This is a genomic window from Rhodococcus sp. BE178 (assembly GCF_050433545.1).
Classification (GTDB): Bacteria; Actinomycetota; Actinomycetes; order Mycobacteriales; family Mycobacteriaceae; genus Prescottella.
The window spans coordinates 138329-162777 of the sequence record NZ_JBNPXA010000006.1 but is presented as its reverse complement, the minus strand read 5'-3'; the positions used below and the strand labels follow the sequence as shown (position 1 = coordinate 162777).

General features: G+C 68.2%; 26 protein-coding genes, 1 pseudogene and 1 riboswitch. Of the genes and pseudogenes, 18 read left to right on the top strand and 9 right to left on the bottom strand.

Annotation, left to right across the window (positions count from 1 at the left end; genetic code table 11):
* Positions 1 to 6: 6 nt before the first annotated feature.
* Entirely contained in the window at positions 7 to 507 is a 501-nt protein-coding gene (locus tag J2X34_RS13590; protein WP_114722917.1) for a DUF2771 family protein, read from the top strand.
* 89 nt (positions 508 to 596) lie between these two features.
* Here the strand turns inward: J2X34_RS13590 and J2X34_RS13585 are convergent, their stop codons facing one another.
* Positions 597 to 1010, bottom strand: coding sequence for a cold-shock protein (locus tag J2X34_RS13585; protein WP_174908475.1), 414 nt, complete (start codon positions 1008 to 1010; stop codon positions 597 to 599).
* A 305-nt stretch (positions 1011 to 1315) separates the two neighbouring features.
* Between J2X34_RS13585 and J2X34_RS13580 the strand changes: the two are divergent.
* The 8 genes and pseudogenes from J2X34_RS13580 to J2X34_RS13545 all read left to right on the top strand — a co-directional run bounded on the left by J2X34_RS13580 (position 1316) and on the right by J2X34_RS13545 (position 8750).
* Positions 1316 to 2091, top strand: a pseudogene (locus J2X34_RS13580) (cyclase family protein).
* Positions 2088 to 3728, top strand: a complete 1641-nt coding sequence (locus J2X34_RS13575; RefSeq protein WP_429517743.1) for a thiamine pyrophosphate-binding protein — start codon at positions 2088 to 2090, stop codon at positions 3726 to 3728. The pseudogene J2X34_RS13580 and the gene J2X34_RS13575 overlap by 4 nt, the downstream one beginning before the upstream one ends.
* A gap of 324 nt (positions 3729 to 4052) precedes the next feature.
* The gene (locus tag J2X34_RS13570) at positions 4053 to 4577 is read left to right on the top strand and encodes an alternate-type signal peptide domain-containing protein (protein WP_114722914.1); all 525 of its coding nucleotides are present in this window, start codon (positions 4053 to 4055) and stop codon (positions 4575 to 4577) included.
* 3 nt (positions 4578 to 4580) lie between these two features.
* Complete coding sequence (locus J2X34_RS13565) at positions 4581 to 5135, top strand: hypothetical protein (protein ID WP_114722913.1); 555 nt, start codon at positions 4581 to 4583, stop codon at positions 5133 to 5135.
* The gene (locus J2X34_RS13560) at positions 5135 to 5770 is read left to right on the top strand and encodes a signal peptidase I (protein ID WP_174908469.1); all 636 of its coding nucleotides are present in this window, start codon (positions 5135 to 5137) and stop codon (positions 5768 to 5770) included. Before J2X34_RS13565 ends, J2X34_RS13560 begins: the two co-directional genes overlap by 1 nt.
* 59 nt (positions 5771 to 5829) lie before the next feature.
* Positions 5830 to 6375, top strand: coding sequence for a CalY family protein (locus J2X34_RS13555; protein WP_258557999.1), 546 nt, complete (start codon positions 5830 to 5832; stop codon positions 6373 to 6375).
* Positions 6376 to 6382: 7 nt separating this feature from the next.
* Positions 6383 to 8065, top strand: a complete 1683-nt coding sequence (locus J2X34_RS13550; protein ID WP_429517739.1) for a signal peptidase I — start codon at positions 6383 to 6385, stop codon at positions 8063 to 8065.
* Positions 8066 to 8150: 85 nt separating this feature from the next.
* Complete coding sequence (locus tag J2X34_RS13545) at positions 8151 to 8750, top strand: alternate-type signal peptide domain-containing protein (RefSeq protein ID WP_114722910.1); 600 nt, start codon at positions 8151 to 8153, stop codon at positions 8748 to 8750.
* Between the two features lie 313 nt (positions 8751 to 9063).
* Here J2X34_RS13545 and J2X34_RS13540 read toward each other — a convergent pair whose 3' ends face one another.
* Positions 9064 to 9669: a hypothetical protein gene (locus tag J2X34_RS13540; RefSeq protein WP_429517737.1), complete on the bottom strand. Its 606-nt coding sequence runs from the start codon at positions 9667 to 9669 to the stop codon at positions 9064 to 9066.
* Between the two features lie 115 nt (positions 9670 to 9784).
* Here J2X34_RS13540 and J2X34_RS13535 point away from each other — a divergent pair, with 115 nt between their 5' ends.
* The 3 genes from J2X34_RS13535 (at position 9785) to J2X34_RS13525 (ending at position 11569) form a co-directional block, all read left to right on the top strand.
* Complete coding sequence (locus tag J2X34_RS13535) at positions 9785 to 10024, top strand: hypothetical protein (protein ID WP_174908459.1); 240 nt, start codon at positions 9785 to 9787, stop codon at positions 10022 to 10024.
* A gap of 34 nt (positions 10025 to 10058) precedes the next feature.
* On the top strand, positions 10059 to 10463 hold the full coding sequence (locus tag J2X34_RS13530) for a YccF domain-containing protein (protein WP_114722907.1): 405 nt from the start codon (positions 10059 to 10061) through the stop codon (positions 10461 to 10463).
* Positions 10464 to 10787: 324 nt separating this feature from the next.
* Positions 10788 to 10944: riboswitch (cyclic di-AMP (ydaO/yuaA leader) on the top strand.
* 7 nt (positions 10945 to 10951) lie between these two features.
* The gene (locus J2X34_RS13525; protein WP_114722906.1) at positions 10952 to 11569 is read left to right on the top strand and encodes a resuscitation-promoting factor Rpf1 domain-containing protein; all 618 of its coding nucleotides are present in this window, start codon (positions 10952 to 10954) and stop codon (positions 11567 to 11569) included.
* Between the two features lie 70 nt (positions 11570 to 11639).
* Here J2X34_RS13525 and J2X34_RS13520 read toward each other — a convergent pair whose 3' ends face one another.
* Complete coding sequence (locus J2X34_RS13520) at positions 11640 to 11828, bottom strand: hypothetical protein (protein ID WP_114722905.1); 189 nt, start codon at positions 11826 to 11828, stop codon at positions 11640 to 11642.
* Positions 11829 to 11888: 60 nt separating this feature from the next.
* On the opposite strand from J2X34_RS13520, the gene J2X34_RS13515 reads away from it, so the two are divergent.
* The 6 genes from J2X34_RS13515 (at position 11889) to J2X34_RS13490 (ending at position 17292) form a co-directional block, all read left to right on the top strand.
* Positions 11889 to 14192 carry a helicase-associated domain-containing protein gene (locus J2X34_RS13515; RefSeq protein WP_114722904.1) on the top strand — a complete coding sequence of 768 codons (2304 nt, stop codon included), beginning with the start codon at positions 11889 to 11891 and terminating at the stop codon, positions 14190 to 14192.
* 104 nt (positions 14193 to 14296) lie between these two features.
* Positions 14297 to 14422 carry a hypothetical protein gene (locus J2X34_RS13510; RefSeq protein WP_258557998.1) on the top strand — a complete coding sequence of 42 codons (126 nt, stop codon included), beginning with the start codon at positions 14297 to 14299 and terminating at the stop codon, positions 14420 to 14422.
* Positions 14423 to 14433: 11 nt separating this feature from the next.
* Positions 14434 to 14640, top strand: coding sequence for a hypothetical protein (locus tag J2X34_RS13505; protein ID WP_114722903.1), 207 nt, complete (start codon positions 14434 to 14436; stop codon positions 14638 to 14640).
* 12 nt (positions 14641 to 14652) lie between these two features.
* Entirely contained in the window at positions 14653 to 14817 is a 165-nt protein-coding gene (locus J2X34_RS13500) for a hypothetical protein (RefSeq protein ID WP_174908455.1), read from the top strand.
* 132 nt (positions 14818 to 14949) lie between these two features.
* A complete protein-coding gene (locus J2X34_RS13495; protein ID WP_114722902.1) occupies positions 14950 to 16608 on the top strand; it encodes a DNA repair helicase XPB in 1659 nt (552 codons plus the stop codon).
* Positions 16609 to 16620: 12 nt separating this feature from the next.
* Entirely contained in the window at positions 16621 to 17292 is a 672-nt protein-coding gene (locus J2X34_RS13490) for a DUF3239 domain-containing protein (RefSeq protein WP_114722901.1), read from the top strand.
* Positions 17293 to 17361: 69 nt separating this feature from the next.
* Here J2X34_RS13490 and J2X34_RS13485 read toward each other — a convergent pair whose 3' ends face one another.
* Genes J2X34_RS13485 through J2X34_RS13460 form a run of 6 tightly spaced genes read right to left on the bottom strand, consistent with a single transcriptional unit; the run spans position 17362 to position 24449 of the window.
* Positions 17362 to 18597 carry a lipase family protein gene (locus J2X34_RS13485; protein WP_181818845.1) on the bottom strand — a complete coding sequence of 412 codons (1236 nt, stop codon included), beginning with the start codon at positions 18595 to 18597 and terminating at the stop codon, positions 17362 to 17364.
* Between the two features lie 20 nt (positions 18598 to 18617).
* Positions 18618 to 19787, bottom strand: a complete 1170-nt coding sequence (locus tag J2X34_RS13480; RefSeq protein WP_220181937.1) for an acyl-CoA dehydrogenase family protein — start codon at positions 19785 to 19787, stop codon at positions 18618 to 18620.
* Between the two features lie 7 nt (positions 19788 to 19794).
* Entirely contained in the window at positions 19795 to 20679 is an 885-nt protein-coding gene (locus J2X34_RS13475) for an amidohydrolase family protein (RefSeq protein ID WP_309473103.1), read from the bottom strand.
* A 46-nt stretch (positions 20680 to 20725) separates the two neighbouring features.
* Complete coding sequence (locus J2X34_RS13470) at positions 20726 to 21682, bottom strand: 3-hydroxyacyl-CoA dehydrogenase NAD-binding domain-containing protein (RefSeq protein WP_114723001.1); 957 nt, start codon at positions 21680 to 21682, stop codon at positions 20726 to 20728.
* Positions 21679 to 23652, bottom strand: coding sequence for an acetoacetate--CoA ligase (locus J2X34_RS13465; RefSeq protein ID WP_429517731.1), 1974 nt, complete (start codon positions 23650 to 23652; stop codon positions 21679 to 21681). Before J2X34_RS13465 ends, J2X34_RS13470 begins: the two co-directional genes overlap by 4 nt.
* The gene (locus tag J2X34_RS13460) at positions 23652 to 24449 is read right to left on the bottom strand and encodes a crotonase/enoyl-CoA hydratase family protein (RefSeq protein WP_114722897.1); all 798 of its coding nucleotides are present in this window, start codon (positions 24447 to 24449) and stop codon (positions 23652 to 23654) included. Before J2X34_RS13460 ends, J2X34_RS13465 begins: the two co-directional genes overlap by 1 nt.

Sequence of the window (24449 nt, the reverse complement as noted above, 5' to 3'; positions counted from 1 at the left end):
GATTCCATGATGCAGGACCGGACGAAAAAGATTGTCGCGCTGATCGCGGCCCTAGTGGTGGTCGCGGCGGCCGGTCTTGCAGGGGTCGTCGCCTACCTCGTCGGTCAGTCGGAGGAGAAGCTGCCGACCATCACCGCGTACTCGAAGCAGGAGACCGTCTCGGCCACGCCGGGGTTCTGCGACCAGACGCTGCAGTGCGAGGGGCTCGAGATCGTCGAACTCCACGTGCCCGAGGGCTACCCGCTGCAGCTGTCGCTGCCCAAGGAGGTCGCGGACTCCGACTGGCGTCTCAACGTCCAGATCGGTAACCCGAAGACCGGCGAGATCTTCGAGGGCTACCGCGACTACACCCCCGGCGAGGCGTGGGCGGTGACGGTGCCCGGCAATCCGGGCGAGCAGCTGATCAGCGCCATCATCCAGCTTCCCGCGCAGGGCGGGCTGGCACCGGTGTGGGCCCTGCAGACCATCCCGATGCCCGGCGGCGGACAGGTCGCCCCGGCCTCCTGACCCCAGGAACGACGAAACGGGAGCCTTCCGATGATCATCGGAAGGCTCCCGTTTCGTCTGTCAGCGACCGCTTACCGCAGTGAGTTCACTCAGCTGTCGAGCTCGCGCGCCACGGCGCGCACCACCTCGGAGATCCGCTGCGCGGTCTTGCGGTCCGGGTACTTGCCCTTGCGCAGGTCCGGCTGGATCTTGGCCTCGAGCAGCGTGATCATGTCCTCGACCATGCCGTGCAGTTCGTCGGGCGAGTGCTTGCGGGCCACGGCCTCCTTGCGCGCGCCGCCGCTCTGACGCAGCGTCGGCGCCGGATCGAGCACCTTGACGCTCAGCGCCTGCGGGCCGCGGCGTCCGGCGGCCATGCCGAATTCGACGCGCTGGCCGGCCTTGAGGCCCTCGACGCCTTCGGGCAGCGCCGCCGCGCGGACGTAGACGTCCTCCCCCTCTTCCTGGGACAGGAAGCCGAAACCCTTCTCGACGTCGTACCACTTCACCTTGCCGGTAGGCACCGTGTTCACCCGCTCATCTGCCTGCCGCACTCGTCGTTGAGCGCGCGCGTGGATACATGCAAAACAACGCGCCCCACTCGGAGTGCGGGACGCGTGAATGGCCGAGTGTACCCGCCTGGCCAGCTGCCCGGCATCCTCCTTTCCCGGCACGCGGCGGCCTCTCGACCGGGTGACCGGGCGGTCGGTTCGTCGGCGTCGTGCTCGATACTGTGCAGATGGTCGGGGTGCTCGGCGGGCCCGACCCCTCCGACGACCCCTCCGACGACCCCTCCGACGACCCCTCCGACGACCGATGGGACGAGATAGTGACGACGCTGACCGACCTGCTCACCAAGATCGGCTCCAAGAGCATCGAGGTGCTCGACCTGACCGCGCCGCTCAGCTCGGACACACCGGTCCTGCATCTGCCGGAGCCGTTCGCCAACACCATCCCGGCGGGACTCGAGACGGTCAGCAACTTCGACGACGACGGCCCGATGTGGGCGTGGAACAACCTGCACACCGGCGAACACACCGGCACCCATCTGGATGCGCCGACGCACTGGATCACCGGGCGGGACGGCGCCAGCGTCGACCAGATTCCGCCGGAGCGGCTGATCGGTCCGGTCGCGGTCATCGACGTCACCGCCGAGGTGGAGGCGAACCCGGACTTCGTGCTCGAGGTGGAACACATCGAGGCGTGGGAGGCCGAGCACGGCCCGCTGCCCGACGGCGCGTGGCTGATCCTGCGCACCGGCTGGGGCGAGCGGGGCAGCGACCCGGTGCGTTTCGCGAACGCGGACGCCGACGGCCCGCACACCCCCGGCCTGTCGGTGGCGGCGGCCAAGTGGCTGGCCGAGTCGAGCCCCATCACCGGGTTCGGTGTGGAGACGGTCGGCATCGACGCCGGCATCGCGGGCGGCTTCGACCCGATGTTCCCGGCGCACTACTTCCTGCTGGGCCACGACAAGTACGGCTGACGCAGCTGCGCAACGTCGACAAGCTGCCGACGCTGGGCGCGGTGCTGGTGGCGTCGCCGCTGCCGATCGTCGGCGGAACCGGCAGCCCGGCACGCGTGTTCGCGCTGGTCGAGCGCGCATGAGTTCCACCGTCGCGCAGCTGGTCGGTCGCACCCTCGCCGACCTCGGGATCGGTCACGCGTTCGGGGTGGTGGGCAGCGGCAACTTCGCGGTCACCAACGCCCTGATCGCGGCGGGGGTGCCGTTTGTCGCGGCCCGGCACGAGGGCGGGGCCGCGACCATGGCCGACGCGTACTCGCGCATGTCGGAGCTGCCCGCAGTCGTCACCACCCACCAAGGGTGCGGGCTGACCAATGCGCTGACGGGGATCGGTGAGGCGGCCAAGAGCCGCACGCCGCTGATCGTGCTCACCGCCGACACCGCGGGCGCGGCGGTGCGGTCGAACTTCCGGATCGACCAGGACGCGTTGGCGCGCAGCGTCGGTGCCGTCGCCGAGCGGGTGCATTCGGCGGCGTCGGCGGTGGCCGACACCGTCCGCGCGCACCGCACGGCGGTGCGGGAGCGCCGGACGGTGGTGTTGAGCCTGCCGCTGGACGTGCAGGAGGCGCCGGCGCCGGATTCGTGGACGGTTCCGCTGCTGCCGCCGGTGCAGCGCATCCGACCCGACGTGGACGCGCTCCACGCGCTGGTGTCGGTGCTGGAGAAGGCGCAGCGGCCGGTGTTCGTCGCCGGGCGCGGCGCCCGCGATGCCGGCCCGCAGATCGCGGCGCTCGCGGATGAGGTCGGCGCGCTGGTCGCGACGTCGGCGGTGGCCAATGGTTTGTTCGAGGGAGATCCGTTCTCGCTCGGCATCTCCGGCGGCTTCTCGAGCCCGCTCACCGCGGCACTGATCGCCGGCGCCGACGTGATCGTGGGCTGGGGCTGCGCGTTGAACATGTGGACCATGCGGCACGGGTCGCTCATCGGCCCGGAGGCCACCGTCGTGCAGGTGGACATCGAGGACTCGGCGCTGGGCGCGAACCGGCCGATCGACCTGGGTGTGCTGGGCGACTGCCGGGAGACCGCGGCCGTCGCACTCGAGCAGGTGCGTGAGGGCGGTCGCGGCTACCGCAGCGACGAGGTGCACTCGCGCATTGCGGCGCAGGGCCGTTGGAACGACGTGCCGTTCGACGACCTGTCCACCGCGACGACGATCGACCCGCGCGTGCTCTCACGGGAGCTGGACGTGATCCTGCCGCGGGAGCGGACGGTGTCGGTGGACTCCGGCAACTTCATGGGTTACCCCAGCGCGTACCTGTCGGTGCCGGACGAGTTCGGCTTCTGCTTCACGCAGGCGTTCCAGTCGATCGGGCTGGGCCTGGCCACGGCGGTCGGCACCGCACTGGCACAACCGGATCGGCTGCCGGTCGCGGCGCTCGGTGACGGCGGATTCCTCATGGGGATCTCCGAGTTGGAGACCGTGGTGCGCCTGGGACTGCCGATGGTGCTGGTGGTCTACAACGACAGCGCGTACGGCGCGGAGGTGCACCACTTCGACTCTCCCGGCACCGACCATTCGGCGGTCACCTTCCCCGACACCGACATTGCGGCCATCGCCCGTGGGTACGGCGCCGAGGCGGTCACGGTGCGGTCGGTCGGCGACCTCGACGCGGTGCGCGCATGGGTCGCGAGTCCGCGAACCCGTCCGCTGCTGATCGACGCGAAGGTCGCCTCCGACGGCGGCGCGTGGTGGCTCGCCGAGGCGTTCAAGGGGCACTGACGGGGGTTTCGGTGCTGGCTGTCGGTGCTGGTCGGCGTTGCCGCACCAGCTGAACCGATCAGGACAAACCTTTCTACTGGACATTTGACCAGTTTTACCTTCAACCAGGCGCAGAAGGTGCTACAAATTACTCCGGCGCAGCGCGGGGGTTGTGCCGATCTGTTCCACCAGTTCATCTGCTCCACCAGCTCTGCCAGCGCCGGACAAGCGCCGACCAGGTGTATGCGTGAAACAAAGTTTTGACTGGTCCAAGTGTCTGAGTGCCGACGCACCACCCCTTGTAACGACCCCTGTCCTGGGGCCAGAAGAAACGAGAACACCCGCATGAACAAGCAGACCAAGGGCGCAATCGCCGCCGGCGCAGCGGCGCTGCTCCTCGCCGGTGGTGCCGGCTCGTTCGCGCTGTGGAGCGACACCGAGACGCTCAACGGCGGCACGATCTCCTCCGGCAAGCTCTCCCTCGAGACCGTGGGAACTCCCGGTTGGACCAAGGGCGGAAGCCCGGTCACCATCTCCAGCTACAAGGCCGTTCCCGGCGATGTCCTCGTCTACAACGCAAAGGCCAAGATCGGCGCGGTTGGCGACAACCTGCACGCGACGCTCAAGGCAGATGCCAGCAGCATCACCGGCGACCCAGAGCTTCTTGCCGCCCTCGCTCCTCAGACCACCGCAACCCTTAACGGCGACGCCCTGGCCACCGGTGCCACGGGAGTGGCGATCAACCAGGACAACGACGGCCAGACGGTCGACGTCCAGGTCACCTTCACATTCAACGCGACCGGCACGACGGCGCAGACCCAGAGCGTGAACCTCGCAAACTTCAACCTCACCCTCACGCAGGATTCCTGACAGTTGTCCAAAAACCACCGTTGGTGGGCACTCGCAGCGGTGCCGGTCCTGGGTCTGATCTTCTTCTCCACCCAGCAGACCGGCGCCCTGTGGAGTGACTCCAAGAGCCTCGCCGGGGGAACCATCACCTCCGGAACCCTCGACATCGGTGTCGGCGCCGGCGGCACGACGCAGAGCAACTTCGCGTTCTCGGCGCTGGGCAAGACCAACCTGATACCCGGAGGCTTCGCGCAGGCTCCGCTGACGGTGCGCAACTCCGGCAACGTGCCAATGAAGTACCGACTGCAGAACGTCGTGCAATCCGATGCTGCTGTGCCCCTGACGCTCACGGTATCGACCGTCGGCTCAGAGGCGGCATGCCCCGCAGACGCCAACCCGACTGGGGCAACGCAGCTTTACAGCGGGGCGATGGTCGGTGCGCAGACTCCCACGTCGCCGCAATGGCGCACTCTCGGCTCAGGTGCGTCCGAGGTGCTGTGTCTTCGCGGCACAGTCGGCGCTGCAGCAATTCAAGGCGCCAGCACCACGGCAACATTCACCTTCGCTTCGGAGTCCTGATGAGTAACGCGGTCGGGAGGGACGAGCCCACCACCATTTGGTGGTGGGTGAAGTCCGTCGTCTCTTGGCTGCTGCTCATCGCGATGGTCGGCATCCTGGCGCTGACGATCGTGATTCCACGAATCGTCGGCGCCACCCCATATACGGTGCTGACCGGTTCGATGAAGCCCACGTATCCTCCGGGAACGCTCATCGTTGTGCGACCGCAGGACCCGCAGACACTCGCGGTCGGCGACCCCATCACCTTTCAGTGGGAGTCCGGCAAGCCGGATGTTGTGACCCACCGGATCACCCAGGTGCGGCGCACGTCTCAGGGCGAACTGACGTTTGTGACGCACGGCGACAACAACCCGTCACCCGACGAGAGACCGGTTGTACCCGAGCAGGTTCGGGGCAAGGTCTGGTACTCCGTGTCCTATGTGGGGTATGTCAACAACTACATCACCGGCAAGCAGCGCTCGGTCCTCCTCGTGGTGGTCGTCGGCGGTCTGCTGATCTACGCGGTGTCGATGTTCGTCAGCTCAGGCCTGGACAAGGCCCGCAAGCGCCGACCCGAGTCGGCCTCCGACGACGACTCCACCGTCACTGCCGTAATCCCCGTTGTCGACGCCGACGCGCCGGCCACGACGAAGTAAGAAGGACCGCGATGCCTCGCCCCGAGCACTCCTCATCGACTCCCACCTCCGGTACCCGCGTGCGCAAGGCGTTAGGTGGCGGCCGAGTGCGCGCCGCACTCTCCCTCGGAATCGTGCTCGGTCTGGGTGCGGTCGGCACTATGGCCGCGTGGAGTGACACCGCAACCGCGACGTCGGGTGTTTTCAGCGTTGCCTCGATCGACCTGCAGCTCAACAACAATCAGGGCAATCCCGCGTACGCGTTCACAACGCTGAACAAGACCAACATGATGCCGGGCGACAGTGTCCAGGCCGCCCTGCCGATCCAGAACAAGGGCACTGCCCCGTTCAGCTATACGATGTCGGCCTCTGCAACCGGCGACGCCACCCTGGCCGGATTCCTCAAGGTCACTGTCCTCGACGCCGCGTGCGCAAACCAGATCATCGCCCCCACGGCCCTGTCCACCAGCGCAGCCAAGCCGATCATCACCGTCGGCCGCAACCTCGCCCCGTCGACCGGTTCGGAGACACTGTGTTTCCGCGTCGCACTCGACCCCACCGTGACAGTCGCCTCGCAGAACAAGACGGTCAACGTCTCATTCGCCTTTGCGGCGACCACGGCGTGAGGTAGCAATGTCTGACAATGAGAAGGCTTCGCGCCGGCCAAGATCAATCAGCTGGCTCTGCCGAGAAACCGCGCTCACCATCGGTGCCGTCGCTGGCGTGATCTGCATAGTGGCGACCGTCGCCGCAATGGTGTTCGGCGTCAAGCCGCTGATCTTCCGGTCCGGTTCGATGTCGCCCGAGATCACAACCGGTTCACTCGCGTTGTCTCGCAACGTCCCAGCCACCGATCTGAAGGTTGGTGACGTTGTCAGCGTCGAGAATACGCAGGGCACCCGCATCACGCACCGCGTGCACGCGCTCGATCCACAGGCCGGTGGCACCGTGCTCGTCACACTCAAGGGCGATGCCAACCAGGACCCCGACATCGAACCCTACGCAATCACCGAAGCCGATCGCGTCTTCACGAGCGTCGGCGGACTCGGCTACGTGGTGGCGTGGCTGTCGAGCCCCGCTGCACTCCTCCTCGGCGGCGCTTTCGTCGGCGCTCTACTGATGATCGTGGTACGCCCAGCCAAGAAGAATGACGACGACAGCGACGACGACCAGGCGACCGGCCCGGGTTCGTCTATCGAGGACGCTGCCACCACCGAATTCGTGCCAGTCATCGAGTCGAAGGTCGAACCCATGTCTCCCACAAAGCGATTCTCGGTCCCCTCCGCTCGATCGATACTTGCGATCAGCGCCGCCGCCCTGTCTGTCCTCGGCATCACCCAGGCCACGATGACCGCTGCGGCGCTCACCGACAATGCCACGGCGGCAGCGTCGTTCTCGACGCCCGCCGATATGTTGGCGGCACCGAAGTGGTTGGGGTGCAGCGGTAGCGGTGGCTCCGTCACGATGAAGTGGGCGCATCTCGGACCCGGGTACACCTATGATGTCAAGCTGGTGAGCGGATGGGGCGGATCCTGGAATCCCACGATCCCGCAGAACAAGGGAGACGTAGTCTCCATCAGCGTGAGCGCATACGACAACGTCTACGAGACGGCCTCGTCCTCCCGAATCGAGGTGCGCGCGAAGCGAGACGGGCAGATTGGCTCCGGCTGGGTAGGCGAGAACATGTGGGCGTTCACCCTCTGGAACATCAAGTGCGACGGCGCTACCTCCGACGGCAACCAGGTGCAGGGACTAACCGCCGGAACCGAAGCGCTGAACGCCCGGATGGCGGGACCCGTCGAGACCACCACGACGCCGTCCTCGACAACCGCCGCACCGTCGAGCACGACGTCGCCTCAGACCACCACTAGCACCACAACGACCGCTCCGACGACGTCCGACACGACGGCAAGCACCACCACCACGACAACCACGCCTCCGACAACGGCGTCGGAGACATCGGAAACCACGACGACCACTACGACTACAACCACGCCTCCGGCTACGACGACCACTGCCGCCGACACCCCCCTGGGCACGTCGGAAAAGTCGCAGTCCCGCGACTACTCGGCGCTGTTGGTGAACTCGGCCGAAACCTCGCAGACCGCGATCGTGATCGAGGACGCGAACGGTGAAGAACTGGAGCGGATTCCAGCGTCGGCATCGGCCCACTACGAGTGGGATTCATCCACAGACGCCCTGTGGATTGTGGATAACGGGAAGCTCTACAAGGCAACGGGTTCCACATGGAACAAGACCGCCGTCGACCCGTCGTCCACCGACGTGCCGGCCGACATCGCGGCCCTGATCGAATGATGCTCCTGCTGCCCGGCCTCACCGCCGGGAAGTCCAATCGGGTCGGGGCCGGCGAATCTTGCACGAGGGGAATGAAAGTAGTCCGATGAAGACACAGACCAAGGGCTTCAGGGTCGCCGTCGCGGCCGCCGCACTCGGCTCCACACTGATGCTGTCCGCGTGCGACTTCGGCAGCCTCGGCAGCGGTAGCGCCGGTGGCGCAACGACCACGACGCCGTCGGCGCCCACCACCACCGCACCCCCCACGACGATCGGTGGTGGGGGCAACGGTTCGGGCTCCCTCGCTCTCACCCAGGTGACGACGCCGGGCTGGAGCGACCGGAACGGTCCCATCGACATCGCGACGTTCCGGGTGGTACCCGGCGACGTTCTGACGTACCGAGGCAGCTACAGGCTCACCGTCAACGGCACCGGCCTGCAGGCGCGGCTGACGGCCGACGACATCACATTCACCGGCGGCGGCCAGCTCAAGGGCAAGCTGCAGCCTCAGGTCACCGCGACCATCGGGGGTACCGTCGTCCCGTCCGGCCCTGCCGGCATCGTGGTCGACACCTCACAGAACAACGCGGTTGTCGACGTGGCAGCCAAGTTCACCTTCGACCCACAGACGTCGGGCATTGTCGGGCAGTCGGATTCGGCAACCTTCGGCGACTTCAGGATTCGTCTCGAGCAGGTCCTCTCCTAACCCCCCCACAATCTCAGGGCCACCGTCGGTCCCCCCTCCCATCGGGCGGCCCTGATCCCCCACTTCCCGCAACTCCCCGATCCTGCACCGGAGGTCGGGTGGACGACGTGCGCGGGGAAACGGGCGCGTGCGTTCCGGATCGACGCACGCCGCACAGCGCCGGTTGTTCTCCCGCAGACGGAGAACAGCCGGCGCTTCTCGGTCAGCGGTGCCGGCAACTCGCATCGGAACGCGAACGGGCGGTTGTCCGACCATCGGCCGAGTGCCGAGTCAGACAACCGCCCGTTCGTTCGTCAGGGCTACCGGCACCCGGTCAGGAACCGAAGCTGCCGCTGCCGAGGGAGCCGAGGGAGCCGAGGGGACCGGTGGAGGCGGGGCCGGGCCCGGGCACGAAGCCGACCGCCCACATCGGGTTCACGTGGCCGTTCTGCGCCTGGTTACCTACGTTGGAGGGCATTCCGACGACCAGAGAGATCGCGGCGGTCTCGTTCGGACCGAGGTGGACCGAGCCGATCCGCGTTCCGGGAGCCACCACGCGGGGCTCGGTCAGTGTCACCGCGTCGCCGGCCTTGCCGTCGATATCGACGCGCGCGGTCGCGGTCATGCCCTGGGACAGGGTGTACGGGCCCACCGAGAAGCCGACGAAGCCCTCCACGCCCGCGATGTTGCGGACCTGGAAGGTGGTCGCGAGCTCCCGCCCGGGGACCAGCTCACCGAGATTCCAGTCGATCTCCCCGATGCCGCCCCAGGTGACACCGTTGTCGGACGAGTACTCGACGGTGGGGGCCGGCTCGTCGGCGCGAGCCAGCGAGGGCACCGCGATCACGGCGACGGCCGCGAGGAAGAGCACGAGCAGCACCCCACCCAGAATCTTGCCCTGCCACGCCAGCGATCCGGGCACACGAGTGGAAGCAGTCATGGCGCGGAGCCTAGGGCAGCGAATGTAATCAAACGTCCAATTCGGAGATATTTCTCCGGCCGCCACTTCGGGAAGCGCGTGCACCTCACGCCCACGGGTGGCCTACCGTTGTGTTGTGACGAACGATTCGAACCGCAGCGACACTGACACCCCCGGCCGGGCCGGCAAAGGACTGTTCTACGCAGCAGTCGCCAGCTTCCTGATCGGGATCGCGGCGATCGTCGCCATCTTCTTCGTCCATTCACTCTCCGAGGGCGACCCCGGCCTGGTTCTGTACTTCCTCACGCTCGCGTGCCCGCTCGGCTTCGTGCTCGCGATCGCCTACGCCCTCCGCTCCGGACGCCGGAGTCGCTGAGCCGGAGGCTCCCCAACCATTGGAAGGAATCACCATGAGGATCCTGCTGAACATCATCTGGCTGATCTTCGGTGGCCTGTGGCTGGCGCTCGGCTACTTCCTGGCCGGCGTGATCATGTGCATCCTCATCATCACGATCCCGTTCGGCATCGCGTCCTTCCGGATCGGGGTGTACGCGCTGTGGCCGTTCGGCAAGACGGTGGTCGACAAACCCACCGCAGGCGTCGGGTCGCTCATCGGCAATGTCATCTGGCTCATCCTCGCGGGCGTCTGGATCGCGATCGGCCACATCGTCACCGCCGTCGCCATGGCGATCACGATCATCGGTATCCCGCTCGCGATCGCCAATCTCAAGATGATCCCTGTCTGTCTGATGCCGCTCGGTAAGGAGATCGTGGACGTCGACCGCCGCGATCAGGCCCAGTGGTCGACGGCCTGACCGTTCCGAAAAGTGGGACAGACCGCCCGTTCAGAGTGTGATCTCACTCACATTACGCCCCGATAACGGAGCGGTGTCGAACCGTGATCAACCCTGCCCCAACGCGACTAGCTGGGGCTAAGCCGTCTCAGTCGAATCCCGCAGTCGAGCAACACAAGACGCGCCGCGTTATCAACCGGTGACGTTTGGCGCTCGATCGTCGTACCGTCGTGTCCGGCCGGAACTTCGGCCACATCCGGGCCCGCCGCGCCAAACCCCGTCCAGTGGGTCCGGAACACCCACGAACCATCCATGGACGGGGACGGGGGACCCAAAGGTCCTCCGGGGTAGAAGGTCCCGAAAGGGACAACCCCGCAGGGCATCGGGAGAGCAATCTCCCTGGGGGTGAAGCCAGACCCGCTCCATCCATGAGCGGCGAGGCCGGGCGACCTCTCAGTCCGAACCCGACAGCTGACCTCGCAGGCGCGTGCGGAGAGGAACCAACCGACATGAGCGGACGCCATCGCAAGCCGTCTACCACCGGCCGCACCGTAGCCAAGGTCGCCGTCACCGGCGCCATCATGGGCGTGGGCGGTGTCGCCTTCGCCGGCACGGCCAGCGCGGCCCCCGACTCCGACTGGGACAAGCTCGCGCAGTGCGAGGCCGGCGGCAACTGGGGCATCAACACCGGCAACGGCTACCACGGTGGCCTGCAGTTCTCGCCGAGCACCTGGACCAGCCATGGTGGCGGACAGTTCGCTGCCACCGCGAACCAGGCCACCCGTGAGCAGCAGATCGTCGTCGCCGAGCGCGTGCTCGCCAACCAGGGTTGGGGCGCCTGGCCGTCCTGCTCGTCCAAGCTCGGCCTGAGCAGCGCGCCGTCGCAGCGCAGCGCCCCAGCCACCGAGGCGCCGCGGGTCGTCACTCCCGCCCCGGTCGCCCAGGCACCGGTGCACCCCGCGCAGGGCGTCTTCGACCAGATCGACTCGCTCATCGACGCCGCCGCCGATCAGGGCATCGTCATCGGCCAGCCGATCCTCGACGCCTACGACGTCGCGAAGACGATCGACCTCAGCAAGCTGAACCTGCAGGATGTCGCCGGCGTGGCGAACCTCTCGCAGAGCTGAGCCGCTCCCCCCGAAACACGAAGTGGGCCCCTCGCCGATGGCGAGGGGCCCACTTTTCTGTGTTTGCGCGTCAGCGGTTGATCACGGTGTGCGGGTGCACGTAGGGCAGCGAGTCCACCGGAAGCGGGAACTCCGTGTCCTCGCCGAACGGCGAGAGATTGCCTGCACGGCTGGAAGACAACTCGGTCACCGCGTGATCTCCATCCGCAGTTTCCGGCCACCCTGGATCGACATAGCGCTTCTTCGAATTGTTAGCCACGCGCCCATTTTGACAGGAGCGTTCGCCGCCGTACAGCCCAGGTCACTAATCTCATAGTCGATGACCTCCACGCATGGCACCGAGGGCGCCCCGGAAACCGCAAACCCCGTGGCAGCACCCACACTGACCGGCTGGTTGAGCGCCCGCAAGGACGCCGAACTGACCGACCTGTTGCGGCTGCGCCCGGATCTCGCCGTGCCTCCACCCGCCACGGCCGCGGTGCTGGCCGGGCGCGCCGAGCAGCGCGCGTCGGTGATGCGGGCCGCCGACACCCTGGGGTCCCTCGAATTCACCGTCCTCGAGGTCCTGGCGCTGGAACAGGCCGATCAGATGCCGGTGGCGCGCCGGCACGTCGACGACGCCCTCGGCGGCCGGGTGCCGGCCAAGACCGTCGACAAGGCGCTGGACCGGCTGCGCGCCCTGGCGCTGGCGTGGGGCGACGACGATCGGCTGCGGATCGTGCGCGCCGCGGCCGACGCCATCCCGTGGCGCATCGGCCGTATCACCGCCGAGTCCGAGGCGATGACCGAGGACGAGATCCGGGCCGCGCTCGACGGGATCGAACCGGGTGAGCGCGACCTGCTGACCACGCTGGCCCGGTCGTCGCCCATCGGCCGCACCCGCGACGCCGCGCCCGGCACCTCCCCGGACCGCCCCGTCCAACGTCTGCTCGCCCGCGGGCTGCTGCACTGGATCGACGCCGAGACGGTGGAGCTGCCCGTCCAGGTGGGTCAGGTGCTGCGCGGCGAGGCCGTCTTCGATCCCGCGTCACCTACCCCGCCCCCGCTCACCGGACGCAAGCAGAAGCTCTCCGACGTCAACGCGGCCGCCGCGGGCGAGGCCCTGGAACTGGTGCGGCACTGTGAGGACCTGGTGGCCGCGCTCGGTGACGGGCCGGCGCCCGCGCTCAAGGCCGGCGGCCTGGGTGTGCGGGAGGTGCGGCGGCTGTCCAAGTCGACCGGCATCGACGAGGCCCGCATCGGCCTGCTGCTCGAACTGCTGGCCGGTGCCGGACTGATCGCGAGCGGCAGCCCCGACCCCGCACCGCTCACCGACATCGACGACTACTGGGCCCCCACCGTCGCCGTGGACGGCTGGCTCAACTCGGGCACCGCCCGGCGCTGGGCCACCCTCGCCGGGGCATGGCTGACGCTGCCGCGCCGCCCGTGGATCATCGGTAGCCGCGACGCCACCGACAAGCCCATCTCGGCGCTGTCCGAGGAGGTGCGCGCGCCGGGCGCCGCCCTGGAACGCCGGCTGCTGCTGGAACTGCTCGCCGAGGCGGGCGGCGGGAAGTCGGTGTCCGCGTCCGAGGCCAGCCGGCTGCTCGCGTGGCGTCGTCCGCGCTGGGCGGGTCGGCTGGGGCCGCACGTCGTGGAGCGGACCCTCGGGGAGGCGCGCACGCTCGGGCTGGTGGCGCACGGCGTCCTCAGTTCGCCGGGCAAGGCGCTGCTGCACGGCGGCGACCCCGAGTCCGAGATGGACGCCGCGCTGCCCGCGCCCATCGACTACGTCCTGGTGCAGGCCGACCTCACCGTCGTCGCGCCCGGGCCGCTCATCCCGGAGCTGCTCGATCAGATCACGCTCGTCGCCGACATCGAGTCCGCGGGCGCGGCGTCGATGTACCGGGTCAGCGAGAACAGCATCCGGCGCGCGCTCGATGCCGGGCTCTCAGCGTCCGAGCTGCAGACGCTGTTCTCGACCCGCTCCAAGACGCCGGTGCCGCAGTCGCTGAGCTACCTCATCGACGACGTCGCCCGCCGCCACGGCCGGCTGCGGGCCGGGGTCGCGTCGTCGTTCATCCGCTGCGAGGACCCGGCGCTGCTCGCGGAGGTCCTGGCCTCCCCCGTGGCCGAGCAGCTGGCGCTGCGGGCCCTGGCTCCCACCGTCGTCATCTCGCAGGCCCCGCTCAAGGAGGTCCTCACCGAGCTGCGTGCGGTCGGGTTCGCCCCGGCCGGCGAGGACTCGTCCGGCGCGATCGTCGACCTGCGCCCTCGCGGGGCCCGCGTGCCGGCGGCCCGGGTGCCGCGGCTGCGCACTCCGGCCGTCCCCACCGACGAGCAGCTCGCGACGCTGGTCCGCTCGCTCCGCGCCGGTGACCGCGCCGCCGCGTCCACCGGTGCCGGACTGCGCAGCGACGGCACGCGCGCGTCCAGCGCAGCGACGATGACGCTGCTGCAGACCGCCGCGCAGGTCCGGCGCAGCGTGTCGATCGGTTACGTCGACGCGCAGGGCATCGCGTCGCAGCGCATCGTGGAACCGGTCAGCGTCGGCGGCGGTCAGCTCGACGCGCTCGACCCGGCGACCGGTGAGATGCGTCGCTTCACACTGCACCGCATCACCTCCGTCGCGCTCGTCGACTGACTTTCTCCCGCCCCGGAAAACGCCCCGAACTGCACGACTGGCATTTTCCTGGAAATGACGTATGGTCTCGATCGAGTGATTGCCACTTCGAATTAGGAGCGACAATGGCCGACAAGAAACCTGGCAAAAATCTGAAGAAACCAAGTCAGTCGATCAAGGAAAAGCGGGCGGAAAAGCGCGAGCGCGCTGTTGATGCCGGTGAGTTGATCAAAAAGCGTAAGCGCCACTGACGGACCTCGCCATGACCCGCGAGGCACCGGCGCGTGACGCACCGGGTGTGCTGGACCACCTGCACCGGAAACTGGACCATCTGCTCGGCGACAGCACCCTGCCGCAACCCCGCGCCGACGGCTTCCGGTCCGGCATCGCGTCGGCGAAACTTTTCGTTCTCGACGAGCGCGCCCAGCATTCCGGATTTCCTTTCCCGCCGACGCACGAAAAAAAGTGAAGGACCCCTATCGTGAAGCGGACCCTGCTCGCCCTGGACAAAATTCAGGCGCGACTGGAAAACGAGCTCGACACCACCGCCGTGCACAGCGAACGGGACGTCGGATATCGCGCCGGAATTTCCGAGGCACTCGTCCAGGTGATGGAGACCAAGAAATCCCTCACCGCCGGACGCTGATCCGATCGTGAAGGATTTCCGGCGGCCGCCGACGGAAATCCTTCACGATCCGCGGCCGCCGAGGCACCGCCGTATGGCGGGACAGCGCCGCCGTCTGGACAATGGTCTGGTTACCGTTGCTAGGAGGCGCACGTGACCGACGGCCCGCTGATCGTCCAGTCCGACAAGACACTGCTGCTCGAGGTCGATCACGAGCGCGCGAACGACGCCCGGCAGGCGATCGCCCCGTTTGCCGAACTCGAGCGCGCCCCCGAGCACGTCCACACCTACCGGATCACCCCGCTCGCGCTGTGGAATGCCCGCGCCGCCGGGCACGACGCCGAGCAGGTGGTGGACGCCCTCGTCAGCTATTCCCGCTTCGCGGTGCCGCAGCCGCTGCTGGTCGACATCGTCGACACCATGGCCCGGTACGGCCGCCTGCAACTGGTGAAGAGTCCCGTGCACGGGCTGACGCTGATCAGCCTGGACCGGGCGGTGCTCACCGAGGTGATGAGGCACAAGAAGATCGCCCCGATGCTCGGCGCCATGGTCGACGACGACACCGTGATCGTGCATCCCAGCGAGCGCGGGCACCTCAAGCAGATGCTGCTCAAGATCGGCTGGCCCGCCGAGGACCTCGCCGGGTACGTCGACGGCGAGGCCCACCCCATCGACCTCGCGTTCGAGGAGGGGCACTGGCACCTGCGCGACTACCAGGAGATGGCGGCCGACTCGTTCTGGGCCGGCGGCTCCGGCGTCGTCGTGCTCCCCTGCGGCGCCGGCAAGACCATGGTGGGCGCGGCGGCGATGGCCAAGGCCAAGGCGACGACGCTGATCCTGGTCACCAACACTGTCGCGGGCCGGCAGTGGAAGCGCGAGCTGATCGCGCGCACGTCGCTCACCGAGGAGGAGATCGGCGAGTACTCGGGCGAGAAAAAGGAGATCCGCCCGGTCACCATCGCGACCTACCAGGTGATCACCCGCAAGTCGAAGGGCGAGTACAAGCACCTCGAGCTGTTCGACTCCCGCGACTGGGGCCTGGTGATCTACGACGAGGTGCACCTGCTGCCCGCCCCGGTGTTCCGGATGACCGCCGACCTACAGTCGCGTCGACGCCTCGGCCTCACCGCGACACTGGTCCGCGAGGACGGCCGCGAGGGCGACGTGTTCTCCCTCATCGGCCCCAAGCGGTACGACGCGCCGTGGAAGGACATCGAGGCGCAGGGGTGGATCGCGCCCGCCGACTGCATCGAGGTGCGGGTCACGCTCACCGACGCCGAACGCATGGCGTACGCGACGGCCGAGCCGGAGGAGCGCTACAAGCTGTGCTCGACGGCCCGGACCAAGCACGCCGTCGTGAAGTCGATCCTGGACCGGCACCCGGGTGCGCCGACCCTGGTGATCGGCGCCTACCTGGACCAGCTCGAGGAGCTGGGCGAGGAACTCGACGCCCCGGTCATCCAGGGTTCCACGCGAAACAAGGAACGCGAGCTCCTCTTCGACAAGTTCCGTGCTGGCGAGATCCAGACCCTCGTGGTCAGCAAGGTCGCGAACTTCTCCATCGACCTGCCGGAGGCGTCGGTGGCGGTGCAGGTGTCGGGCACGTTCGGCTCCCGGCAGGAGGAGGCGCAGCGGCTGGGCCGACTCCTGCGGCCGAAGCACGACGGCGGTCAGGCACACTTCTACTCGGTGGTCGCTCGGGACACACTCGACGCCGAGTACGCCGCCCACCGCCAACGCTTCCTCGCCGAACAGGGCTACGCGTACCGCATCACGGACGCCGACGACCTGCTCGGCCCGACCATCGGATAGGACTTCACCCCCGTGCGACGCTTCGAGTTCCCCGTCGACAAGCTTCACGCCAAGTCCGTCAACGAGACCCTCGCAGATCTCCGGCGGCTGCAGTGGTCGGCCGCGGTGATGGCGGTCGCCCTCGGCGCCGGCGCCGCCGGACTGTTCGTCCTGGGCCAGCCGTGGTCGTACATCCTCGGCGCCGTCCTCGCGGTGTGCGCGGTGACGTCGCTGTGGATGGTGGTGTGGACGCCGCGCAAGGTCGGCAGCATCGACGAGCTGTACGCCAAGGGCAACCTGGTGCCGGCCGTGGTGTCGGAGATCCACCCCCGCGGGTACACGCTGCTCTCGTTGCTCGACATCGCCAAGCCCGACGCCACCGAACCGCACTACGCGCTCGCGACCCGCACCGTCCGCGCCCTGCCCGGCCGGGGCTGGACCGTGGGCAAGAAGATCCCGTCGGTGTCGGTGCTGGGCGACCGCAGCTCGCGGGGCAACGGCGACACGTGGCAGATGGTGAGTTTCATGCCGATCGCCTGGGGCACCCGCGACAGCAAGGTGCTCACGCAGGCCACCGCCCGCATCGACGATGTGGAGTGGAATCTGCTGCGCAAGAACATCTCGATGTCGGAGAAGGTGCGCGGGTCGAGCAACCAGTTCGTCCTGGTCGATCCGGCAGAGCTGCCGAACGAACTGCGCGGATAGCCCGGTCCGACCCGCCCCCGAGAGGCACGGGGCGGACCGGGCGTCAGTAACCGGGTCCGGGACCGGCGATCACGGCTGCGGGCAGTTGCTCGGTGCGGCCTTCCCGGCGAACCGGTCTGCGGCCCATGCGGGGAACTGCTTCGCCGCCTCGGGAACGACGGACTCGTGGTCGAGTCCGGGGAACTCGCGGTAGTCGGACTCGGTTCCGGTGCGGCACAGTCCCTCCTGCTCGCGTGACGTCAGTGCAACGGGGGTGGTCGTGTCGTCCGATCCCTGATAGATGACGAACGGCATGGACCCTGCGGGCCGGAAGTCGTCGACGGCGGTGAAGGCCTTCCACCAACTACCGTCCGGCGACATCGCGCCCGGCTGGTACGCGTCACGCAAAGATGCAGCGCTGCTCCAGATGTCGAAGCAGCCGTCGCTGAGCACCGGAAGCTGCTCCATCGCCGGGGCCGTGAGGAAATCGCCGTAACGCAGATCCGGGTAGGCCGCCTTGATGCCCGGCAGGGTGGAGATGACGTAGCCCGCCAACTCCGGACTCTGCATCGAGTTGAGGGTCAGTTCACGGATGCGGACCGCCGGCGCGATCAATCCAGCTCCCACACCGTCGAATTCGGGGGCGTACGAATCCAGGATCGATTCGACGTGCATCGTCGTCTGTCCGCCCTGCGACCAGCCGTATTCGACGAACCGGTTCGAGGCGTCGATCTCGGGGAGGTTGTGCACAGCGCGCAGGACGTCGAGAGAAGCCCGGGCGTTGACCTCACCGGCCATGTAGTAGGACGGCCCCGGAAGAGCTTGTCCCGGATAGTCACTCATGGCGACCACATATCCCTGGTCGAGAAGTTCGCCGATCGCCGGAACGCGGGACTGATCCCCCTCCCCCAGGCTCCGTCTGGACGGGGCACAGTTGTCGGCCAGCCCGGTGGTCTCGTGGTTCCACAGCACCATGTCGCGGGGACCGTCGCCCTTGGACAGCGGAACGTAGATCTCCCCGGATACGTACTTCCGGACTCCGGGCTGGATTTCGGAGACGTAGACGATGTTCCAGCCCTGGCTTCCCTCCGGAGCGTCGGACCGGGGCTGGACCGAGTGAACATCGCCCGGCTTCGCGTCGGCGGGCGGCTGCTCCCCGACGTCCCAGAAGGTCGTCCCGGCCGGTCCCGCGGGCGCGGACAGCGAGATCGACTCGGGCTCGGATGCGTTCGCGCCGCCACAGGCGGTGAGCGTGAAGGCCGCGACCGAGAAGGCGACGGCCGCCTTGGCGACGACCGATGGTGCATGCTGCGCCGTACCTGACATTGGTTGCTCCATTCTGTGTGCTATCGAGCTCGTCCGTGGAAGAGGTGGCGGGCGATGACGATCCGCTGGATCTGATTGGTTCCCTCGTAGATCTGGGTGATCTTCGCGTCGCGCATCATTCGCTCCACCGGAAAGTCCTTGACATACCCTGCGCCACCGAGGATTTGAACAGCGTCGGTGGTCACCGCCATGGCGGTGTCGGAGGCGAAGCACTTGGCCATCGCGCCCGCCGACCCGATCTCCCGGTGTCCACGGTCGCAGGCGATCGCGGCGGCCCACGTGAGCAGCCGGGACGCCCGCACCTTCGTCTCCATGTCGGCCGCCATGAACTGGATGCCCTGGAACTCGGAGATCGGGGAACCGAACTGTTCACGTTCGGCCGCATAGGACACCGCGGCGTCCAGGGCGCCCTGTGCGATACCGACTGCCTGCGCCGCCACGGCCGTCCGGGTCCGGTCCAGCGTCCCGAGGGCGATGCGCATGCCACGGCCGGGCTCGCCGACCATGCGGTCGCCGGGAACGAACACGTCCTCGAATGTGACCTCCCGGGTCGGAGATCCCTTCAGGCCCATCTTCCGCTCCGGCGCCCCGAACACGATCCCCTCATCCGCGGCCTCCACCACGAACGCAGAGATCCCCTTGGCGCCGGCGGCCGGGTCGGTCGAGGCGAACACGACGTAGACGTCGGCACGACCCGCGTTGGTGATCCACCGCTTCGTTCCCTTCAGCAGCCAGCCGCCGTCCGTCTGCCTGGCCCGGACCTTCATGCTCGCGATGTCGCTGCCGGCCTCGGGCTCGCTGAGCGCGAAGGCCCCGAGATGCTCACCGGACGCGATCCTCGGCAGGTACCGGGCCTTGAGCTCCTCCGAGCCCGCGAGCAGGAGCGGGATGGCGAAGAGTTCGTTGCCGCCGGCGACCTGCTGCGTAGTTGCGCACGCGCGGGCGATCTCCTCGGCGACGATCGCGGAGGCGAGGTGGTCTCCGCCCTGCCCGCCGTACGCCTCGGGGATGCCGATCGCGTGCAACCCGCTCGCGGTCACCGCCGCCAGTGACCGCTCCGGGAACTCTCCCGACTCGTCTACCGCGGCGGCGTGCGGCGCCACCTGACGATTCGCTACCTCGGCGGCCATCTCCCGGAGGTCCCGGTGCTCGTCGTCGAGGAGCCATTCGGCCTCGGCGCTCGTCCTCACCGCTGCCTCACCGCCCCGTGGGTCGGTCGAGTCCGAGCACCCGGATAGCGTTCTCCTTCATCACCAGGGGCATGACGTCGTCCTTGATGCCCAGTTCCGCGAAGTCAGCCATCCACCGATCCGGCGTCAGCACCGGATAGTCGGATCCGAAGAGCGCCTTGTGCTTGAGCAGCGAGTTGATGTTGCGAACGAGCTGCGGCGGGAAGTACTTCGGCGACCAACCCGACAGGTCGACGTACACGTTCGCCTTGTGGGTGGCCATGGAGATCGAGGAGTCGACCCACGGGACCGAGGGGTGGGCGAGGATCATCGTCAGCGTCGGGAAGTCGGCTGCGACGTCGTCGAGCAGCATCGGGTCCGAGTACCGCAGTTTGATGCCGCGGCCACCCGGCAGACCGGCACCGATCCCGGTCTGCCCGGTATGGAAGAGCGTCACGAGCCCGTGCTCGGCGCACGCCTCGTAGATCGGGTAGTAGATCGGGTCGTTGGGCAGAAATCCCTGCAGGCTGGGGTGGAACTTCATGCCCCGAACGCCGTAGTCCCTCGCCAGGGTCGTGATCCGGGCGACGGCAGTGCCGACGTCGTGCGGGTCCACGGATCCGAAGGGGATCAGGACGTCGGGGTGCTCGGCGGCCTTCGCCGCGATCTCCTCACTGGAGACCGGCGGGTGCCCGCCGAGTGCGGTGCGCGCGTCGACGGTGAACACCACGGCGGCCATGTTGCGCTCGCGGTAGTACTCGGCGAGGTCGTCGACGGTGGGCGTGCGGTTGACCCCGGGCTTGAAGTACTTGGCCGAGGCGTCGAGCAGTTCCTGGTCGAGCGAGCAGTGGTGCGCACCGTCCGCTTCGACGTGGGTGTGCACGTCGATGGCGGTGATGGCGTCGAGATCGATTGCGGGAGAGTACATCGTTATTCCTCTGTGGATCGGGTGGGAACTGTCAGGGGAGGTTTCGGCCGGCGCGTTTGAGTCGCATGATGTCGACCAGCAATCGGTCGCGGTCCGCGACCAGGCCGGCCTGGTCTACCCCCGCCATCTCGTCGTCCATGCCGGCGACGAGTTTGTCGGCGAGTTCCGGGGTGAGCTGCGGCGTCCCGAGGTCGTCCATCCACTTCTGGGTTGGTGGGCCCAGATGTTCCAGCAGATGCCGCAGGCCGCCCTTCCCACCGGAAAGGTGCTGTGCGGTAAGTGGTCCGAGGATGGCCCAGCGCAGTCCCGGCCCGTTCGAGATGGCGGTGTCGATGTCGGCGACGGATACCACACCGCGGTCCACCAGCGAGTAGGCCTCGCGCCAGAGGGCGGCTTGCAACCGGTTGGTGACATGCCCGGGGATCTCGGCGCGGACGAGGATCGGCTTCTTGCCGACCAGGCGGTAGAAGTCGAGCGCCGCCTGCGCCGTCTCGGGCAGCGTGGCCCCGCCCGGTACCACCTCGACGAGCGGAATGATGTGCGCGGGGTTGAACGGGTGGCCCACCAGCACACGGCCGGGATCGACCGAACACGCGGCCTGCAGCGCGCTGGGCTCGAGACCCGACGTCGACGACGCGATGATCACGCCCGGGCGCGCCGCGGCGTCGATCTCCGCGAGCAGCGCACCCTTCGCGTCCAGTCTCTCGGGGCCGTTCTCCTGGACGAAATCGGCGTCGCGCGCAGCCTCGGCGGCGGTCGCGACGAACCGGAGATCACCACGCTCGGACACCGCGGATCCGGTGAGTTCGGTGACGAGATCGCTGGTTTCGTCGAGATAGGACCGGAGCCGCGCCTCGGCTCCGTCGGCCGGATCGGTGGCGACGACGTCGAGACCGGCGGCGAGGAAGCCTGCCACCCACGCCGCGCCGATGACGCCGGTCCCGATCACCGCGACGGTCCGGATCTGCGCCGCGGCCGGGGCGCTCATCCGATCGCTCCCGTGACGCTCCACGCGACGAACGCGTCGAGGGCTTCCGGTTGTGCCAGCGAACCGGGTGCCGCGACGCTGTCCGGCGAGGCCCCGAGAAGGATCCGTTTGACCGGGATCTCGAGCTTCTTCCCGGTCCGGTTGTACGGCACCACCGCGACGGGATGGATCTCGTCCGGGATGTGCCGCGGCGACAGCGCCGTTCGCAGAGTCGTCGAGACGGTCCTCCTCAGCGCGTCGTCGACCTCCACGCCGGGGTCGGTCACGACGAACAGGACCAGGCGGCCCATCCCGCCGTCGGCGTCCTCGAGGTGGACGACGAGGGAGTCGGCGATGCCGGGCAGCTCCTCGACCACGCGGTAGAACTCGGCGGTGCCGAGCCGGACACCACCACGGTTGAGAGTCGCATCGGACCGGCCGGTGATGACTGCACCGCCCTCCGGGTCGAAGCGGATCCAGTCGCCGTGCCGCCACGCCCCCGGATAGGTGTCGAAGTATGTGCTTCGGTATCGGGAGCCGTCGTCGTCGCCCCAGAACTTCACCGGCATCGACGGCACCGGCAGCGTGATGACGAGTTCGCCGAGCTCACCGACCACCTCGTTGCCGTCCCCGTCGTACGCGGCCGCCGCGAAACCGAGGCTCGGCCCGGACATCTCGCCCGCGTAGACCGGGGTCATCGGCGAGGCCTGGATGATGCCGGTGCACACGTCCGTGCCGCCGCTGCCGACGTTGAGGAGCACGCCGGGGCCGAAGCGGTCGGAGATCCACTCGTAGCCCTCCCGCGGCAGCGGGCTGCCGGCGGCGCCGAACTGCCGGACAGCCGAGAGATCGAATTCGATTGTGGGATCGAGACCTTCGCGTCGGCACGCCATGACCACGCCCGGGCTCATGCCCATCACCGTCGCCCCGGTCTCAGCGGCTACCCGCCACTGGTGACCCGAGTCCGGGTACATGGGGTTGCCGTCGATCATGACGATCGACGACCGCACCAGCAGTCCGCCGACCAGGGAGTTCCACATCATCCACGCCGTGGTGCTGAACCAGGAGAACGTGTCCCCAGGCCCGAGATCGAAGTGGAGGGCGTGGTTCTTGAGGGTCTCGAGCAGAATGCCGCCGTGGCCGTGCACGATGGCCTTGGGCTTGCCGGTGGTGCCGGACGAGAACAGCACCACGAGCGGGTGGTCGAACGGGACCGGCTCGACATCGGGCATCGCCCCCGGTGCACCGGCCTCACCGCGCCCCAGGTCGTTCCAGGCCACGACGTCGTCGGTGACGACGTGCTCGCCGTAGGCGACCGAGACCACCGTGGAGACCCCCGGGAGATTCTCGCGGATGTGGGCGACCTCGTCACGACGATCGACGGTCTTGGATCCGTACGTGTAGCCGCCGACGACGAACAGCACCTTGGGGCCGATCTGACCGAACCGGTCCACGACGCTGTGGGCGCCGAACTCGGGTGCGCATGCCGCCCAGATCGCGCCGAGGCTCACCGTGGCGAGGAACGCGACGAGCGCCTCGGGGGCGTTGGGCAGGTAGCCGGCGACCCGGTCGCCGCGGCCCACCCCGAGGTCGACGAGGCCGGCCCGCACGCGGCGGACCTCGTCGCGCAGTTGACCGAAGGTCATCGTGATGTCGGCGCGGGTCTGCGACGTGGCCACGACGGCGACCGCGTCCAGGTCCACTTCGGTTCCGAGAGAGTGCTCGGTGTAGTTGAGGAGTGCGCCGGTAAACCACCGCGCGCCGGGCATCACCCGGGCCTCGAGCACCTGGCGGTACGGGCGGTGGGTGACGACGCCGAAATGGTCCCAGATCGCCGCCCAGAATCCCTCGACGTCCTCGACCGACCACCGGTAGAGGTCGTCCCAGTTCTCCACCCGCACACCGCGCTCGGCTCCGAGCCAGTCCATGAAGGCCCCGACCCGCGTGGTGTCCCGGGCGTCTGCGGGCACGGACCGCAGGATCGCCGCCATCAGTTCGCCCCTCCGTCCGCGGTGCGGACCTTTGGCCCACGGCCGGTGAGGAACTCGTTCATCCGATGCTTGGCTTCCTGGCTGGACTGCGCGACGGCGGCCATGAGCGACTCCATCATCAGCCCCTCGTCCGGGCCGACCTCGGCGATCCGTGGAAGGGCGTGCATCACCGAGTAGTTGGTGACGGGAGAGTTCGAGGCGATCTTCCCGGCGAGCTCGCGGGCCAGGTTGTCGCCACCACCGTTGTCGACGAGATAGGTTGCGAGGCCGACACGTTCGCCCTCTTCTGCGGTGAGGACCCTACCCGTGAGCATCATGTCCTGCATCCGGGCGACGCCGATCAACCGCGGAACCCGCACCGAGGCACCGCCGCCCACGAACAGCCCGCGCTGTCCTTCCGGCAGCGCGAAGAACGCGCTTCGCTCCGCCACTCGGATGTGCGCGGCGCTGGCGAGTTCGAGTCCGCCACCGACGACCGCACCGCGCAGGACCGCGACCACGGGGATCGTGCCGCCCGCCATCTCGCCGAGCGACTTGTGCCACATACGGGAGTGATGGAGTCCGGCGACGGCGTCCCGGTCCGAGAGCTCCGAGAGGTCGAGGCCGGCGCAGAAGTGATCGCCGGACGAGGTCAGGACGATGGCACGCACGCCCTCGGGGGGCGTCCGGAAGAAGTCACCGAGGGAGAGAACGGTCTTGTCGTCGAGGGCATTTCGCTTGTGCGGTCGGTCCAGGGTGAGGATGCCGATGTCGCCGCGCTGGTCGAAGACGAGGGATTCGGAGATGGCGGTGGTCAT

Bases quoted from the DNA above. Each gene is read 5' to 3' on its own strand.
- J2X34_RS13590 (WP_114722917.1), top strand. From the start codon at position 7: ATGATGCAGGACCGGACGAAAAAGATTGTCGCGCTGATCGCGGCCCTA.
- J2X34_RS13575 (WP_429517743.1), top strand. From the start codon at position 2,088: ATGAGTTCCACCGTCGCGCAGCTGGTCGGTCGCACCCTCGCCGACCTC.
- J2X34_RS13570 (WP_114722914.1), top strand. From the start codon at position 4,053: ATGAACAAGCAGACCAAGGGCGCAATCGCCGCCGGCGCAGCGGCGCTG.
- J2X34_RS13560 (WP_174908469.1), top strand. From the start codon at position 5,135: ATGAGTAACGCGGTCGGGAGGGACGAGCCCACCACCATTTGGTGGTGG.
- J2X34_RS13550 (WP_429517739.1), top strand. From the start codon at position 6,383: ATGTCTGACAATGAGAAGGCTTCGCGCCGGCCAAGATCAATCAGCTGG.
- J2X34_RS13545 (WP_114722910.1), top strand. From the start codon at position 8,151: ATGAAGACACAGACCAAGGGCTTCAGGGTCGCCGTCGCGGCCGCCGCA.
- J2X34_RS13540 (WP_429517737.1), bottom strand. From the start codon at position 9,669: ATGACTGCTTCCACTCGTGTGCCCGGATCGCTGGCGTGGCAGGGCAAG.
- J2X34_RS13530 (WP_114722907.1), top strand. From the start codon at position 10,059: ATGAGGATCCTGCTGAACATCATCTGGCTGATCTTCGGTGGCCTGTGG.
- J2X34_RS13525 (WP_114722906.1), top strand. From the start codon at position 10,952: ATGAGCGGACGCCATCGCAAGCCGTCTACCACCGGCCGCACCGTAGCC.
- J2X34_RS13515 (WP_114722904.1), top strand. From the start codon at position 11,889: ATGACCTCCACGCATGGCACCGAGGGCGCCCCGGAAACCGCAAACCCC.
- J2X34_RS13510 (WP_258557998.1), top strand. From the start codon at position 14,297: ATGGCCGACAAGAAACCTGGCAAAAATCTGAAGAAACCAAGTCAGTCG.
- J2X34_RS13505 (WP_114722903.1), top strand. From the start codon at position 14,434: ATGACCCGCGAGGCACCGGCGCGTGACGCACCGGGTGTGCTGGACCAC.
- J2X34_RS13485 (WP_181818845.1), bottom strand. From the start codon at position 18,597: ATGTCAGGTACGGCGCAGCATGCACCATCGGTCGTCGCCAAGGCGGCC.
- J2X34_RS13470 (WP_114723001.1), bottom strand. From the start codon at position 21,682: ATGAGCGCCCCGGCCGCGGCGCAGATCCGGACCGTCGCGGTGATCGGG.
- J2X34_RS13465 (WP_429517731.1), bottom strand. From the start codon at position 23,652: ATGGCGGCGATCCTGCGGTCCGTGCCCGCAGACGCCCGGGACACCACG.
- J2X34_RS13460 (WP_114722897.1), bottom strand. From the start codon at position 24,449: ATGACCACCGCCATCTCCGAATCCCTCGTCTTCGACCAGCGCGGCGAC.